The sequence below is a fragment of the Actinomycetospora lutea genome, assembly GCF_028737205.1.
GTDB classification, from domain to species: domain Bacteria; phylum Actinomycetota; class Actinomycetes; order Mycobacteriales; family Pseudonocardiaceae; genus Actinomycetospora; species Actinomycetospora lutea.
The window spans coordinates 77802-93453 of sequence record NZ_JAQZAL010000003.1; the positions used below are offsets into that span (position 1 = coordinate 77802).

Sequence of the window (15652 nt, forward strand, 5' to 3'; positions counted from 1 at the left end):
GCCCGATCCCCGGGGATCAGGCGCGGTACGGCTCCGCCGAGACGAGCGTGACCTCCATCGACCCGCCGTCGGGCAGGTCGTAGCTCACGGTGTCGCCGGCCTTCGCGCCGAGCAGCGCCGAGCCGAGCGGGGAGTTCGGCGAGTAGACCTCGAGGTCGCCGTGGGCGCCCTCCTCGCGCGAGCCGAGCAGGAAGGTCTCGGTGTCGTCGTCGCCCTCGAACCGCACGGTCAGCACGGTGCCGGGGACGGCGGTGCCGCTCTCGGTGGGCGTCTCGCCGACCTTCGCGGTGTGCAGCAGCTCCTGGAGGTGGCGGATGCGGGCCTCCATGACGCCCTGCTCCTCGCGGGCGGCGTGGTAGCCGCCGTTCTCCTTGAGGTCGCCCTCCTCGCGCGCGGCGTTGATCTTCTGCGCGATCACGGGACGCTGGGCGACGAGGTCGTCGAGCTCGGCCTTCAGCCGGTCGTGGGCATCCTGGGTCAGCCAGGTCACCTGCGTCTGCGTCTCGGTCACGTCGATCAACTCCTCGGAGGTCCGTTCCCGCGCTGCGCGGGTCGGCGGCCTGTTCTCCTCGCGGGCCCTACGGACACCGCGCCGGCGTGCACGGTGTCGGCGGCCCCGGGGGCCACAGACGGAAAAACACGGCCCGCGGCATGCGGGCCGTGTCGGCCCACGGTAACACGGACGAGCCCGTGCGGAACCCGTCCGAGCGTGCCGCCGGCGGGATCGGGTGCGCGTGAAGGGCCTTGACCACCTGCGCTTTTCCTGCTTCACCCCCCGCCGGGGGCCCGGTCCGGAGATCCCCGCGAGGGCGGCCGCCCATGATCGCGCAGGGCGCCCGGCGGGGTTGTCGGTGGGGTTGTCGGGGGTGGCCGGGATGATGGAGGCACGCGGGGGCGTTGTTCCCCGGTGGTCACCAGTTCGACGCACGAGGACGGCTCCGGACAGACGATGAGCGCACTCCCTACCGATCAGCCGCTGCGGCTCCTGTCGGTGCACGCCCACCCCGATGACGAGTCCAGCAAGGGCGCGGCCTCCTGCGCGCGCTACGTCGCGGACGGTGTCGAGGTCATGGTCGTGACGTGCACCGGCGGCGAGGCCGGCAGCATCCTCAACCCCGCGATGGACACCCCCGAGGTGCAGGCCGACATGGTCGGCACGCGCCGTGCCGAGATGGAGAAGGCCGCGGCCATCCTCGGGGTCCGGCACCGCTGGCTCGGCTTCGTCGACTCGGGCCTGCCCGAGGGCGACCCGAAGCCCCCGCTGCCGCCGGGCTGCTTCGCCCTCGAGCCGCTCGAGGTGCCCACCGAGGCGCTCGTGCGGCTGGCGCGCGAGTTCCGCCCGCACGTCGTCGTCACCTACGACGAGAACGGCGGCTACCCCCACCCCGACCACATCCGCACCCACGAGGTGTCGATGGCGGCGTTCGACGCGGCCGGCGACCCGGACCGGTTCCCGCTGGCCGGCGAGCCGTGGCAGCCGCTGAAGCTCTACTACTCGCACGGCTTCTCCAAGGCCCGGATCCAGGCGTTCCACGAGGCCCTGCTCGAGGCCGGCATGGAGTCGCCGTGGGCGGAGTGGCTCGAGCGGTGGGACGACTCGCGGCAGGACCCGGGTACGCGGATCACCACGCGCGTCGCCTGCGCGGAGTACTTCCCCGTCCGCGACGACGCGCTGCGGGCGCACGCGACGCAGATCGACCCCAACGGCCGCTGGTTCCAGATGCCGATGGAGATGCAGCAGCGGGTCTGGCCCACCGAGGACTACGAGCTCGCCCGCTCGCTGGTCGACACCGACGAGAGCCACGAGACCCCCGGTGACGACCTCTTCGCCGGCGTCCGGGAGCGGGTCGGCGCATGAGCCCCCTGGCCGTGTGGTGGACGCTGCTCCCGACGCGGGTGCCGGCGCCCCCGCCGGGGGGTGCGCCGGGCAGCGAGCGCGGCGAGGAGTTCGGCAAGACCTCGCCGATCGCCCTGGTGGTGATCCTGCTGCTCGGCCTGGCGACGGCCCTGCTCATCCGCTCGATGACCAAGCGGCTGCGCAACGTGCCGGCGTCGTTCGACCCCCCGGAGGAGGACGCCCGCGCGGACCGCCCGGAGCAGGGCGATGACCCGGACGGCGAAGGCCACCCCGCGGCCGGTCGCGGGGGTACCGACCGGGCCGATCCCGCGGGCGGGCGACCTCCCGGCGCCGGCTCGCCCTGACCCGTCGCGGCTGCGACCATTCCCGGTCATGGCCAACCGGCTCGCCGGCTCCACCAGCCCCTACCTGCGACAGCACGCCGACAACCCGATCGACTGGCAGCCCTGGTCGACCGCGGCGTTCGCGGAGGCCCGGCGGCGCGAGGTCCCGGTGCTGTTGTCGGTCGGCTACGCGGCCTGCCACTGGTGCCACGTCATGGCGCACGAGTCGTTCTCCGACCCGGGGGTCGCCGCGCTGGTCAACGAGCACTTCGTGGCGATCAAGGTCGATCGTGAGGAGCGCCCGGACGTCGACGCGGTCTACATGGAGGCCACCCAGGCGATGACCGGCCGGGGCGGCTGGCCGATGACCTGCTTCCTCACCGCCGACGGCGACCCGTTCCACTGCGGGACGTACTACCCCGCGCGCCCGTACGGCGGCATGCCCTCGTTCACCCAGCTCCTCGGTGCCGTCGTGACGGCCTGGAACGAGGACGGCGAGCGGGTGCGCACCGCGGCCCGCTCGATCACCGACCGGCTCGGCGCGGCGTCGCTGCCCGCCGCCGGGCTCGCCGGCGGGGTGGACGCGGACACGCTCGCCGGGGCCGTCGCGGCCCTGACGGCCGACTTCGACGAGCACCGCGGCGGCTTCGTCTCCTCCCGCGAGCACCCCGCGCCGAAGTTCCCGCCGTCGGCGGTGCTGGAGTTCCTGCTGCGCCACCACGAGCGCACCGGCAGCTCCGACGCGCTGGCGATGACCGAGATCACCGCCGAGGCGATGGCCCGCGGCGGGATGTTCGACCAGCTCGCGGGCGGGTTCGCCCGCTACTCGGTCGACGCGACGTGGACCGTCCCGCACTTCGAGAAGATGCTCTACGACAACGCGCAGCTGCTGCGCGCGTACGCCCACCTCGCGCGCCTGACCGGCTCCGAGCTCGCGGCGCGGACCACGGACATGACCGCGGCGTTCCTCCTGCGCGACCTGCGCACACCCGAGGGCGGGTTCGCCTCGGCGCTCGACGCCGACGCCGCCGGCGAGGAGGGCTCGACCTACGTCTGGAGCCCCGCCGAGCTCGCCGAGGTCCTGGGACCCGACGACGCGGCCTGGGCCGCCGGCCTGCTCGGCGTGACCGACGAGGGCACCTTCGAGCACGGCCGCTCGACCCTGCAGATGCGCACCGACCCCGACGACCCCGGGCGCTGGCAGGCCGTGCGCAAGTCCCTGCTCGCCGCGCGGGCGCGCCGCCCGCAGCCCGAGCGCGACGACAAGGTCGTGGCAGCCTGGAACGCGCTCGCGGCCACCGCGCTGGTCGAGGCCTCCGCCGCCCTGGGCCGCAGCGAGTGGCTCGCCGCCGCCCGGCGCGCCGTCGCGCTGCTGCTGCGGGTGCACGTGGTCGGCGGGCGGCTGCGGCGCACGTCGCGCGACGGCGTGGTCGGCGACGCCCCGGCCGTGCTCGAGGACCACGCCGCGCTCGTCGACGGCCTGCTCGCCCTGCACCAGGCCACCGGCGAGGCCCGCTGGCTCGCCGAGGCGCGCACGCTGCTCGACACCACGCTCGACCACTTCGCCGAGATCGGCGAGGACGGCGCCTTCACCGGCCGGTTCTGGGACACCGCCGACGACGCCGAGTCGCTCGTGACCCGGCCCCGCGAGGTCACCGACGGCGCCACGCCGTGCGGGTCGTCGCTGCTCGCGGGTGCCCTGCTCACGGCGTCGCTGCTCGTCGAGCCCTCGGCCTCGGCGCGCTACCGCGAGCTCGCCGACGCCGCGGTCGGCGCGGTCGGCGGGCTGCTCACCCGGCACGCCCGGTTCGCCGGCGGCTGGCTGTCCGTCGCCGAGGCCGCCGTGCACGGTCCGCTGCAGGTGGCCGTGGCGGGCTCCGCGGGGCAGGTCGAGCGCGACCGCCTCGCCGACACCGCCCGGCGCCACGCGCCCGGCGGCTCCGTCGTCGTGGCCGGGGAGCCCGACGCCGACGGCGTGCCGCTGCTCGCCGACCGGTCCCTCGTCGACGGCGCGCCCGCGGCGTACGTGTGCCGCGGCTTCGTCTGCGACCGCCCGCGCACCGCCGTCGACGACCTCGCGGCGGCCCTGGCCCGCTGAGGCCCGGGGTTTCGCAGCGAACGCCCTATCGGCGTGCTCAGCTGGATGTTCGCTGCTTCCACGCGCCCGAACTCCCCGTCGATCAACGGATGCGGCGCTTCGCGTCGAGCGAACACTCACACACGTGCATCTGTGTAATGCTGTAAGCACAGCACGGAGGGAGTGCACGATGATGGTGGGACGCGGAGGACACCGGGGGCGGCCGGGACGGGGCGGCCCGGGGCGGCGGGGCGGCGGTCGGGTGCCGACCGATCTGCCCGCGACAGACGACCTCGCCGGCTGGCTCGCCGGGCGGCTGCCCGACGGGTGGTTCACGGGCGCGCCGGTGGTGACCACCGACCGGGAGGAGATCCTGGTGGTCGGCGAGCTGCCGGCCCCGACGCTCGACGAGGGGGCCGACGAGGCGGCGCGGACCGCGGCGGCGCGGGGCCGCATCGAGCGGTTCCGCGAGGAGACCCGCGGCGAGCGCATGGAGGTCGCGCGCCAGGCCGAGCACCGCTACGGGCGCAAGGTGGCCTGGGGCGCGCGGATCGGCGACGTCGAGGAGCTGTTCACGACGCTGTCGGTGCCGGTGATGACGCGGCTGCGCCAGCCCGAGCGCCTCGTGCTCGACACGCTGGTCGACGCGGGCGTCGCCCGGTCGCGGTCGGACGCCCTGGCGTGGGCCGTGGCGCTGGTCGGCGAGCACGCGGGCAGCTGGCTCGAGGACCTGCGCGGCGCGATGAGCGCGGTCGACGAGCTGCGGACGAAGGGCCCGGTGCTCGACGACGACACGGCGGGCGACGCCGGTGGCGTGGACGACCGGCCCGACCCCGGCGACGGGGGCGGCGGCGACCCGGTCCCGCCCCAGGGCTGACGACACCGCACCGGCCCGACGGCACCGGCCCGACAGCACGAGGGACGCACTCGCTGCGCACGACGCAGCGAGGGCGTCCCTCGCTGCGTCCGGGGGCGCGTCCCGGGTCGGTACCTCAGCCGGCGTAGAGCACGAGCCAGATCGCGACGTGGTGGCAGGCGGCGGCCACGACCGTCGCGGCGTGGAAGAACTCGTGGTAGCCGAACGTGGCGGGCCAGCCCACCGGGCGGCGCAGCGCGTAGCAGGCGGCGCCGAGGCTGTAGAGCACGCCGCCCACGATGAGCAGCACGAGGGCCGCGACGCCGCCGCGGTGCAGCAGGTCGGGGATGACGAACACCGCGACCCAGCCGAGGGCCAGGTAGAAGGGCACTCCGACCCAGCGCGGGGCGTGCGGCCACGCCATCTTGAGTGCGACGCCGCCCAGCGCCCCCGCCCAGACCACGGCGAGCACGATCAGGCCCGTGCGCTCGGGGAGGGCGAGCACGGCGAACGGCGTGTACGTGCCGGCGATGAACACGAAGATCATCGCGTGGTCGAGGCGCTTCATGACGCCGCGGGCACGCTGGGTGACCCAGGTCCGCCGGTGGTAGAGCGCGCTGATCCCGAAGACGCCGCAGACCGTGAGCGAGTACACGGCGACGGCGAACGCGGCCTCGGCGGAGACGGTCGCACCGGCGAGCGACACCAACGTGATCCCGGCCGCCACGGCGACCACGAACGACCACAGGTGCAGCCAGCCCCGCATCCGCGGCTTGACCGGAGCCGGTTCGGCGAGGGGGTCGATGAGGGTCACGTCCTCAGCGTAGGTCGCCGATCCGGGCGTGCCCTGTCCGTGTGGCGAGCCCGGCTCCCTCGCTGCTCGTCACGGGGGGACGCGGCGCGACGGCCAGCGGCTAGCGTGATGGCCCGTGACACTGCGGGACGATCTGCGCCGCATCGCCTACTCGCTCTACGAGCAGCGGCTGCGCCGACGCGGCGCGACGAGCGAGCCGCCGCGCCACATCGGGGTCATCCTCGACGGCAACCGGCGCTGGGCGCGGGAGGCCGGGCTCGCGGATCCGAGCGAGGGGCACCGCGCCGGCGCGGCGAAGATCGTCGACCTGCTGGACTGGAGCCAGGAGGCCGGCGTCGAGCTGGTCACCCTGTTCCTGCTCTCGACCGACAACCTCGACCGGCCCGCCGCGGAGCTCGACCAGCTCCTCGAGATCATCGCGTCGGCCGTGGAGGGGCTGGCGGCGCCCGACCGGCGGTGGCGGCTGCGGGTCGTCGGCAACCCGGACGCCCTGCCCGGCCCGATCGCCGAGCGGGTCGAGGCGGCCGCGGCGAGCACGGCCGGTCGCGACGGCATGCAGGTCAACGTGGCGATCGGGTACGGCGGGCGCCAGGAGATCGCGGACGCGGTGCGCAAGCTGCTGCTGCGTCACGCCGAGGCGGGCACGTCGATCGAGGAGCTCGCCGAGGTGCTCGACGTCGACCACATCGCCGAGCACCTCTACACCTCGGGGCAGCCCGATCCGGACCTCGTCATCCGCACCTCGGGCGAGCAGCGGCTCTCGGGATTCCTCATGTGGCAGTCCGTCTACTCGGAGTTCTATTTCACCGAGGCGTTGTGGCCGCAGTTCCGTCACATCGATTTCCTGCGGGCCCTGCGCGACTACTCGCGCAGGAATCGTCGACTGGGCCAATAGGCGCGCGGAACGGCCCCGGGAGCGATGCTCCCGGGGCCGTTGTCCACCCGTGTCACCCCGATCCACCCGGCGGCCGCGCCATCCCCCGATCGACACGGACGCCGGGACGGGTCCGGGGCTCAGCCGTCCGAGCTGAGGACGTTGATGTCGCGGATGTCGGCGTTCGCCAGCAGGTTGTCGGCGCTGATCAGACGGTCGCCGTTGGAGAACGCCACCTTGCGGTTGTCCCCGCCGTCGCGGTCACGGTCGCCGTGGTGGTGGCCGTGGCCGTGGCCGCGGTCGCGGTCGCCGCCGCAGTCGCCGTCGCCGCCGCGGTCGCGCGACAGCACGTTGACGTCGGAGATCGTGGCGTTCGACGCGAGGTTGTCGAGGCTGATGAGCCGGTCGCCGTTGGAGCCCGCGAACTTGCTGCAGTCGCCGCCGCGGCCGTCGCGGTCGCCGTGGTCGTGCCCGGCGTGGTGGCCGTGGTGGTCGTGGCCGCCGCCCTGGTGGTCCTCGCCGGCGCTCGCCAGCGGCGCGAGGGAGATCATGCCCGCCGTCGCCCCGAGGACAACCATTCCCGCCTTCTTCAGCATCCAGAACTCCAGTTTCGTTCGTGGTCTCGGAGGGAATTCGGGGTTCCCGCCGATCGGCTCCAGCCCCACGGACGGTGCGGCTGATGGGAGAAAAGCTATCCCCGGCCGGATCGGCATTTCCAGCCAGCCGCCCCCATCGAGTGATTGACAATTCTGAGCGCGACTTGAGTGGGATATCCGGGTGATCCACGGTGCTCGCTCGCCACGGATCCCGCGGCCGGCGGCGTCTCCGGTGCCCCTGCGTCGCGGACCTCGACACCCGGGTGTCGTATCAAGGGCCGGGCGCCGTCGGACGAGGCCCTCGGGGGCCACGCGGCGTAGCCTCGTCCGGTGGTTGCCGATCCGGGCCTCGACGCGGTCGCGCGCGCCTATGTCGGCCTCGCGCTGCGCCTCGACCGCGTGCTGCCCGGCGTGCTCGACGCCCACCTCGGTGCCCCCGAGGACGCCGCACGCGTCGCCGGCGAGACCGCGCCCGACCCCGACGACCTCGCGCGCGAGGCCGAGCACCTGCGCGGCGAGCTCGCGCGCGCCGGGCACGGGGACGCCGCGCGCGCCGCGTTCCTCGACGCCCAACTGCGGGCCTGCCGGGTCCTCGCCGAGCGGGCCGGGGGCCGCGAGGTGGGGTTCGTCGACGAGGTCGAGCGCTGCTTCGGCGTGCGCATCGCGTCCGGCGACCCCGACCGCTACCGCGAGGCCCACCGCACGCTGGGCGCGCTGCTCGGCGGCACCGGCGACCTGGCGGGACGCCTCGCGGCCCACCGCGACGGCGACCGTCTCGCCCCCGAGCACCTCTCGCGCGGCCTGCGCGCGGCGATGGCGGCCCTGCGGGAGCGCACCGCGGCGACGGTGGGCCTGCCGCCGGACGAGGACGTGGTGCTCGAGGTCGTCGACACCGCCCCCTGGAGCGGGTTCAGCCGCTGGGTCGGGCCCCGGCGCTCCGCGGTGACGGTGAACGCGGGCATCGGGCACCGCGTCACGCACCTGCCCCTGCTCGTGGCGCACGAGGCCTACCCGGGCCACCACACCGAGCACTGCCGCCTCGCCGCGGACCCCGACGGGCTGGCCGTGCGCCCCGAGCGGCAGGTGTTCCTCGCGCGGACGCCGCAGAGCCTCGTCGCCGAGGGTGCCGCGGAGCTCGGGCTCGAGGTCGTCGTCGGGTCGGGGTGGGGGCGGTGGAACGCCGAGGTGCTGGTCGCCGCGGGCGTGCCGGCCGACCCGGAGCGCGGCGCCCTCGGCGAGGCCGTCGAGGCGGTCATGGCCCGGCTGGCCCCGGTGCGCCAGGACGCCGCGCTGATGCTGCACGATCAGCACCGGCCCGCCGAGGAGGTCGTCGCCCACCTGCGCCGCTGGCTGCTGGTCGACGAGCCCCGCGCGCGGCGGATGCTCGAGTTCCTGGCCCACCCGCGCTGGCGCACCCACACCACGACCTACGTCGAGGGAGCCCGCCTGCTGCGTCCGTGGCTGCTGGGCGCCGACCCGCAGCCGGTCACGGCGCGTCTCGCCCGGGTGCTCGACGACCCGCCGACGGTCGCCGAGCTGCGCGGCGAGACCGGCGCGGTCGCGCCGTCCGCGGCCTCCCGGCCCCGGACCGGACGCGCCGTGTGGGCGCCCTGGCTGCGTCGAACGGTCGCGCCGCACCGCACGTCGCGCTGAGATCGGTGAGTCACGTCACCAAGTCGTCACGCTCGGCGCGCGACAACGACCGGCTACCGGCGGTAGCGTCCGCGCCGACGGACCCGCACCGGATGCGGGGCGTCCGGGGAGGCCGGTAGTGGCAGATCGGAGCGGGACGGGGACGTCCACCGCTCGCGGAGCAGGCGCCGGCACGGCGCCCGCCCCCGCGGCCGGCGCGACGCGACCGCCCTGGTCCGGTCCCGGGGGAGGGCCGGCACCCGGTCCTGCCCCGCGATGGCGCAGGACGGCCCCCGGGCCGCGCCACCGCGCCGTCGAGCCACCGGACTAGTCGACCCGTTCCGACGAGGAACACAGTGGTCGCGGGTGCCGTGGCCGCTCGAGGGAGTAGTCGTGAGCGCAGCACCAGCCGAGCGTCCCGCTTCCGTGAGCCCCGCCTCCACCCCGTACGGCAGCACCTCCGTCCCCGGTTCCTCCGGGGCCGCCGACGGTGACCGCTGTTACGTCCTCGACACCTCCGTGCTCCTGTCGGACCCGTGGGCCCCCACGCGGTTCGCCGAGCACGAGGTGGTCCTCCCGCTCGTCGTGATCTCCGAGCTCGAGGGCAAGCGTCACCACTCCGAGCTGGGGTGGTTCGCGCGGGAGGCGCTGCGTCTGCTCGACGACCTCCGCATCCACCACGGCCGCCTCGACCAGCCGCTGCCCATGACCCCCGAGGGCGGCACGCTGCGCGTCGAGCTCAACCACTCGGACCCCTCGGTGCTGCCGGCGGGCTTCCGGACCGCGGAGAACGACAGCCGCATCCTCGCGTGCGCGCTCAACCTCGCCGCGGACGGTCACCGCGTCACCCTCGTCACCAAGGACATGCCGCTGCGCGTCAAGGCGGCGTCGGTGGGGCTGCCCGCCGACGAGTACCACGGCCAGGACGTCACCACGACGGGCTGGACGGGCACCGCGGAGGTCGCCGCGACGCCGGACGAGGTGTCGGCGCTGTTCGCCGACGGGGTCACCGACGTCGAGTCCGCGCGCGAGCTGCCGTGCCACACGGGGCTGCGTCTGCTCGGCGGGGGCTCCTCGGCGCTCGGGCGCGTCACGCCGGACAAGCAGGTCCGCCTCGTGCGCGGCGACCGCGACGTGTTCGGGCTGCACGGCCGCTCGGCGGAGCAGCGCATCGCGATCGACCTGCTCTCCGACCCCGACGTCGGCATCGTGTCCCTCGGCGGGCGCGCCGGCACCGGGAAGTCGGCGCTCGCGCTCTGCGCGGGCCTCGAGGCGGTCCTCGAGCGCCAGCAGCACCGCAAGGTCGTCGTGTTCCGCCCCGTCTACGCCGTCGGCGGCCAGGACCTCGGCTACCTGCCCGGCGGCGAGAACGAGAAGATGGCGCCCTGGGCGCAGGCGGTGTTCGACACGCTCGGCGCGCTGGTCTCGTCGAACGTGGTCGAGGAGGTCATCGAGCGCGGGATGCTCGAGGTCCTGCCGCTGACCCACATCCGCGGGCGCTCGCTGCACGACGCCTTCGTCATCGTCGACGAGGCCCAGTCGCTGGAGCGCAACGTCCTGCTCACGGTGCTCTCGCGCCTGGGCACCAACTCGCGCGTCGTGCTCACCCACGACGTGGCCCAGCGCGACAACCTGCGCGTCGGGCGCCACGACGGCGTCGCCGCCGTGATCGAGAAGCTCAAGGGCCACCCGCTCTTCGCGCACGTCACGCTGACCCGCTCGGAGCGCTCGCCGATCGCCGCGCTGGTCACCGAGATGCTGGAGGGCGAGCGGCTCTAGCGCCCTCGCTCGACCGCGCGGGGGGGTCCGCTCGGCCGGGTGCGCGCCGACCCGACGAACGAATGGCGCTCTCGTTGCTTCCGAAGCAGCGAGAGCGCCGTTCGTTCGTCCCCACCGGTTCAGGCGGGGACGAGGGCGAGCACGAGCACGGCGAGGCCGAGCGGGACGTCGAGGGCGACGCAGAACTCGGCGAGCGACGGGGACACGGTGTCGCGGTGGCGGCGCAGGTGCCACAGGTCCCAGACGCCGTGGCCGACGAGGGTGAGCGCGGCGACGACGAGCCCGACGCCGGGCGCCAGGAGCAGGGCCACCACGACGACCGCGCCGTAGCCGAGGAAGCCCGCGGTCTCGAGGGTGAGCGCCGGGCGTGACGCGCCGCGCAGGAGGCCGACGACGACCAGGACGGCGACGACGACCCCGGTGGTGACCACCGGGTCGACGGCGACGAGGGCGCCCCCGACCGCGAGCACCGAGGCGATCGGGATCCAGAGCCACGCCATCCACGGCAGCGAGAACGCGGCGGCGGCGACGTAGCAGGAGGCCGCCACGGCGACCGTGGTGGCGACGGTGTCGCGGTCGGCCCCGGCGAGCACGGCGGCGAGGGCGACGAGGAGGCCGACGGCGGTCGGCCAGCGGTGGAGCAGGGCGGAGGCCCTCCGCCCGTGGAGGGTGGTCATGGGCGCCAGCGTGCGCCCGCCGCGGATACCCCCGGTGGGTATATGCCCGATGAGTCCGGAATCCTGGGCAGCGGGTCCGGGAGGACCTACCCTCGGGTGCCGTGGACGTGGTGGTCGTGGCCTACGACGACGCCGAGCTGCTCGACATCGCCTGCGTCACCAGCACGCTCGCCACCGCGAACGACCGCGGCGCCGACCCGCCCTACGCGGTCCGGCTGCTCTCGCCGGGCGGCCGCCCGGTCACGTGCCGCCCGGGGCTGCACCTCGACGTCCACGGCGCCCTGGAGCGCTCGGTCGGCGAGATCGACACGCTGGTCGTCGCCGGCGGCTACGGCCACGAGCGCGCGGCCGCCGACGACGTCCTGCTCGCGCACGTCCGCCGGCTCGCGCGCGACGCGCGCCGGGTCGCGTCGGTGTGCACCGGCGCGTCCGTGCTCGCGGCCGCCGGCCTGCTCGACGGGCGCCGGGCGACGACGCACTGGCACTTCGCCGGCGACCTCGCCCGCGCCCACCCCGCGGTGACCGTCGACCCGGACCCGATCTTCGTGCGCGACGGCGCCGTCGCGACCTCGGCCGGCGTCACCAGCGCGCTGGACCTGACGCTGTCGTTCGTCGAGGAGGACCACGGCCCGGCGCTGGCCCGCCGGGTGGCGCGCTCGCTGGTGACCTACCTGCAGCGCCCGGGGACGCAGGCCCAGATGAGCGTGCACGTCGCGGCCCCGCCGCCCGCGAACGACCTCGTGCGCACGGTGGTCGACCACGTCGCCGGGCACCTCGACGACGACCTCGGCGCCGCCGCCCTCGCCGGACGGGTGGGTGTCAGCGAGCGCCACCTCACCCGCCTGTTCCGGGCCCACCTGGGCCGCTCGCCCGCCGAGCACGTGCGCCGCGCCCGCACCGAGGCCGCCGCCCACCTGCTCGCCACCACCGACCTGCCGCTGCCCCGCGTGGCGGCGCGCTGCGGCTTCGGGACCACCGAGACCCTGCGGACCGCGTTCCTGCGCGCCTACGGGCGCACGCCCACCGAGCACCGGCGCGCGTTCGTCACCAGCCGCTAGGCAGCGGGCGGCCCTCCGCGAAGCCGGACGCCGACTGCACGCCGAGCAGGGCACGGGCGTGGAACTCCTCGAGCGAGGAGGCGCCGGCGTAGGTGCAGGCCGAGCGCACGCCCACGCAGATGCTGTCGAGCAGGTCCTCGACGCCCGGGCGTTGCGGGTCCAGGCGCATGCGCGAGGAGGAGATGCCCTCCTCGAACAGGCCCTTGCGGGCGCGGTCGAAGCCGCCGTCGCCGCGGGTGCGCGCGGTGACGGCGCGCTTGGACGCCATGCCGAACGACTCCTTGTACGCGGCGCCGTGCTCGTCGCGCAGCAGGTCGCCCGGCGACTCGTAGGTGCCCGCGAACCACGACCCGACCATCACCGCCGACGCGCCGGCGGCGAGGGCGAGCGCCACGTCGCGGGGGTGGCGCACCCCGCCGTCGGCCCAGACGTGCGCGCCGACCGCCCGGGCCGCGGCCGCGCACTCGGCCACTGCCGAGAACTGCGGGCGCCCGACGCCGGTCACCATGCGCGTCGTGCACATCGCGCCGGGCCCGACGCCGACCTTGACGACGTCCGCGCCGGCCTCCACCAGGTCGCGGGTGCCCTCGGCGGTCACCACGTTGCCGGCGACGATCACGGCGTCCGGGGCGGCGGCCCGCGCGGTGGTCAGCGCGGTGAACATCTTCTCCTGATGGCCGTGCGCGGTGTCGACGACGAGCACGTCGACCCCGGCGATGCCCAGCTCCTTGACCCTCGTCGCCACGTCGCCGTTGACGCCCAGCGCCGCGGCGATCCGGAACCGGCCGTCGGCGTCCACGGCGGGCCGGTAGACCTCGGCGCGCAGGGCGCCGGTGCGCGTCAGGATGCCGGCGAGCCGCCCGTCCCCGTCGACCCCGAGCGCCGGGGCGCCCGCGTGCGCCGGGAGCATGCCCGACCCCGATCTGGCCAGCGCGTCGAACACGTCGCGCGGGGCGGTGGTCACCGGCAGCGTCACCGCGGGGGAGAGGACGTCGGCGAGGCGGGTGAAGCGGTCGACGCCGGTGCACGCCGACTCGTTGACCACCCCGACGGGACGCCCGGCCTGGTCCACGACGGCCACGGCGCCGTGCGCGCTTGTTGACGAGGTTCAGCGCGTCGGCCACCGCGTCGCCCGCGTGCAGCACGACCGGGGTGTCCCACACGGTGTGCCGCGACTTGACGCCGGCGACGATGTCGGCGACCGCGTCCGCGTCGACGTCCTGCGGGATGACCGCGAGGCCGCCGCGCCGCGCGAGGGTCTCGGCCATCCGGCGCCCGCTGACCGCGGTCATGTTCGCCGCGACGACGGGGATGGTGGCCCCGGAGGGGTCGGCGACGCCGAGGTCGACGTCGAAGCGCGAGGGCACGTCCGACCGCGTCGGGACGAGGAAGACGTCGTCGTAGGTCAGGTCGTGGGGCGGGCGCTCGCCGTCGAGGAACTGCACGTGTCACGAGGCTACGCGTGGCGCTCGCCGCACCGCCGCCTCGACCCGAGATCGCCACGGCAGCGCTGGGAGGCGTGTCGAGCTGCGCTCAAGCGCGTAGCGCCCGCACCGTGTCGATCGTGTCGGCCTCGGCCGCGGTCTTGTCGTCGCGGTAGCGCACGACGCGGGCGAAGCGCAGGGCCACGCCACCGGGGTAGCGGGTGGAGGTCTGCACGCCGTCGATCTCGATCTCCACGACGATCTCCGGGCGCAGGTACACGGTCCACGAGTCCCGGTGGGTCTCGTACCGCGGGAACGTCTCGGTCTGCCAGGTCAGCGTCGCGTCGGTCATGCCCTTGAAGGTCTTGCCGATCATCACGAAACCGTCCTCGCCGCGGGCGCCGAGGTGGATGTTCGACAGCCACCCCCGCCGCCGGCCCGAGCCCCACTCGCAGGCGAGGACCACGAGGTCGAGCGTGTGCGACGGCTTCACCTTCTGCCACGCGCGGCCGCGACGCCCGGCCGAGTAGGTCGAGTCGAGCGCCTTGACCATCGAGCCCTCCTGCCCGGCGGCCAGCGCGTCGGCGACGGCCGACTCCGCCTGCGCGGCGGTCGGGCGCACGACACCGGGGATCAGGCGGTCGCCGACGACCTCGGCGAGCACCTCGCGCCGCGCCGCCAGGGGCTCGTCGAGCAGATCGACGCCGTCGCGGTGCAGGCAGTCGAAGAACCACGGCTGCATCACTCGCTCGATCGCGTCAGCTCCGCTGCGCTCCGTGCCGCGGGCCCCGGACCCGAGGCCCTGCATCGACTCCTGGAACGGGCGGGGCCGCCCGTCCTCGGCGACCGCGAGGGTCTCGCCGTCGAGGACGACGGTCTCGACGGCCAGCGCCCGGGTCAGCGCGACGATCTCGGGCACCGCGTCGGTGATCTCGCGCAGCGTGCGCGACCACACGCGCACCTCGTCGCCGCGGCGGTGCACCTGGATCCGCGCGCCGTCCAGCTTGTGCTCCACGACGACACCCGGGTCCCCGTCGGGCGGGCCGAGCTCGGCGAGCGCGGCGTCGAGCGAGTCGCCGGGCGAGGCCAGCATGGGCCGGACCGGGCGCATCACCTCGAGGCCGACGGCGCCCAGGTCGCCGCCCGTCAGCGCCGTGTGCGCGGTGGTCGGCAGTCGGCCCGAGAGCATGAACGCGCGGCGGACGGCGGCCGCGGGCGTCTCGGCGGCGGCCGCCACCGCCTCGATCATGATCCCTTCCAGGGCGCCCTGGCGGAGCTCGCCGCCGAGCAGGCGCACGAGGAAGCGGCCCTCGTCCTCGGTCGCCGCGTCGAGCAGGGCGCCGAGCTCGTCGGCCCGCCGCCGGCCCACCCCGGTGCCCGACCCGGCCAGGGCCGCGAGCCGGTCGAGCGCGGCGTCGACGTCGCCCACGGAGAGGGTCGACGTCTCCGCGGGCGAGGGTGACACCGACTGCAGCGTCCGCCACCCGATGCCCGTGCGGCCCTGGAGCATCTCGCCGGCGAGCCAGGCCGTCGCGGGCCGGATCTCGTCGGGCTCGAGGCGCGCCAGCAGCGTCGCGAGCGTCGTGGTCTTCGCCTTGCGCGAGCGGGTCGCCGCCACCTCCGCGGAGGCGGCGACGACCTGCCCGAGGAGGGTCACTGGTTCTCCATGGGTCGAGCTCCGCTC

The 15652-nt window shown here is 75.3% G+C and carries 13 protein-coding genes and 1 pseudogene; 8 read left to right on the forward strand and 6 right to left on the reverse strand.

Going from position 1 to position 15652, the window contains the following annotated elements:
• Nucleotides 1-16: 16 nt before the first annotated feature.
• Nucleotides 17-511, reverse strand: coding sequence for a transcription elongation factor GreA (greA, locus tag PHK61_RS04585; protein WP_274279790.1), 495 nt, complete (start codon nucleotides 509-511; stop codon nucleotides 17-19).
• Between the two features lie 438 nt (nucleotides 512-949).
• On the opposite strand from greA, the gene mca reads away from it, so the two are divergent.
• The 4 genes from mca (at nucleotide 950) to PHK61_RS04605 (ending at nucleotide 5135) form a co-directional block, all read left to right on the forward strand.
• The gene (gene mca, locus PHK61_RS04590) at nucleotides 950-1858 is read left to right on the forward strand and encodes a mycothiol conjugate amidase Mca (RefSeq protein WP_274279791.1); all 909 of its coding nucleotides are present in this window, start codon (nucleotides 950-952) and stop codon (nucleotides 1856-1858) included.
• A complete protein-coding gene (locus PHK61_RS04595; RefSeq protein WP_274279792.1) occupies nucleotides 1855-2202 on the forward strand; it encodes a hypothetical protein in 348 nt (115 codons plus the stop codon). Before mca ends, PHK61_RS04595 begins: the two co-directional genes overlap by 4 nt.
• Nucleotides 2203-2230: 28 nt before the next feature.
• Complete coding sequence (locus PHK61_RS04600; protein ID WP_274279793.1) at nucleotides 2231-4279, forward strand: thioredoxin domain-containing protein; 2049 nt, start codon at nucleotides 2231-2233, stop codon at nucleotides 4277-4279.
• Between the two features lie 172 nt (nucleotides 4280-4451).
• Complete coding sequence (locus PHK61_RS04605; RefSeq protein WP_274280022.1) at nucleotides 4452-5135, forward strand: hypothetical protein; 684 nt, start codon at nucleotides 4452-4454, stop codon at nucleotides 5133-5135.
• A 115-nt stretch (nucleotides 5136-5250) separates the two neighbouring features.
• On the opposite strand, the gene trhA is transcribed toward PHK61_RS04605, so the two are convergent.
• Nucleotides 5251-5880 carry a PAQR family membrane homeostasis protein TrhA gene (gene trhA / locus PHK61_RS04610; protein ID WP_274280023.1) on the reverse strand — a complete coding sequence of 210 codons (630 nt, stop codon included), beginning with the start codon at nucleotides 5878-5880 and terminating at the stop codon, nucleotides 5251-5253.
• Between the two features lie 181 nt (nucleotides 5881-6061).
• Between trhA and PHK61_RS04615 the strand changes: the two genes are divergently transcribed.
• Complete coding sequence (locus PHK61_RS04615) at nucleotides 6062-6823, forward strand: isoprenyl transferase (protein ID WP_420791357.1); 762 nt, start codon at nucleotides 6062-6064, stop codon at nucleotides 6821-6823.
• Nucleotides 6824-6942: 119 nt separating this feature from the next.
• On the opposite strand, the gene PHK61_RS04620 is transcribed toward PHK61_RS04615, so the two are convergent.
• A complete protein-coding gene (locus PHK61_RS04620) occupies nucleotides 6943-7398 on the reverse strand; it encodes a hypothetical protein (RefSeq protein ID WP_274279795.1) in 456 nt (151 codons plus the stop codon).
• Between the two features lie 330 nt (nucleotides 7399-7728).
• Between PHK61_RS04620 and PHK61_RS04625 the strand changes: the two genes are divergently transcribed.
• Both PHK61_RS04625 and PHK61_RS04630 read left to right on the forward strand, forming a co-directional pair.
• A complete protein-coding gene (locus tag PHK61_RS04625) occupies nucleotides 7729-9051 on the forward strand; it encodes a DUF885 domain-containing protein (RefSeq protein ID WP_274279796.1) in 1323 nt (440 codons plus the stop codon).
• A gap of 405 nt (nucleotides 9052-9456) precedes the next feature.
• A complete protein-coding gene (locus PHK61_RS04630) occupies nucleotides 9457-10809 on the forward strand; it encodes a PhoH family protein (protein WP_420791358.1) in 1353 nt (450 codons plus the stop codon).
• A 119-nt stretch (nucleotides 10810-10928) separates the two neighbouring features.
• Here PHK61_RS04630 and PHK61_RS04635 read toward each other — a convergent pair whose 3' ends face one another.
• Complete coding sequence (locus PHK61_RS04635) at nucleotides 10929-11486, reverse strand: hypothetical protein (protein WP_274279798.1); 558 nt, start codon at nucleotides 11484-11486, stop codon at nucleotides 10929-10931.
• A 107-nt stretch (nucleotides 11487-11593) separates the two neighbouring features.
• Between PHK61_RS04635 and PHK61_RS04640 the strand changes: the two genes are divergently transcribed.
• Nucleotides 11594-12544 carry a GlxA family transcriptional regulator gene (locus PHK61_RS04640; RefSeq protein ID WP_274280024.1) on the forward strand — a complete coding sequence of 317 codons (951 nt, stop codon included), beginning with the start codon at nucleotides 11594-11596 and terminating at the stop codon, nucleotides 12542-12544.
• Here the strand turns inward: PHK61_RS04640 and PHK61_RS04645 are convergent.
• A pseudogene (locus PHK61_RS04645) lies at nucleotides 12531-13989 on the reverse strand (GuaB1 family IMP dehydrogenase-related protein). The gene PHK61_RS04640 and the pseudogene PHK61_RS04645 sit on opposite strands and share 14 nt — an antisense overlap.
• Before the next feature lie 88 nt (nucleotides 13990-14077).
• Complete coding sequence (locus tag PHK61_RS04650; RefSeq protein ID WP_274279799.1) at nucleotides 14078-15625, reverse strand: ATP-dependent DNA ligase; 1548 nt, start codon at nucleotides 15623-15625, stop codon at nucleotides 14078-14080.
• Nucleotides 15626-15652: the final 27 nt, after the last annotated feature.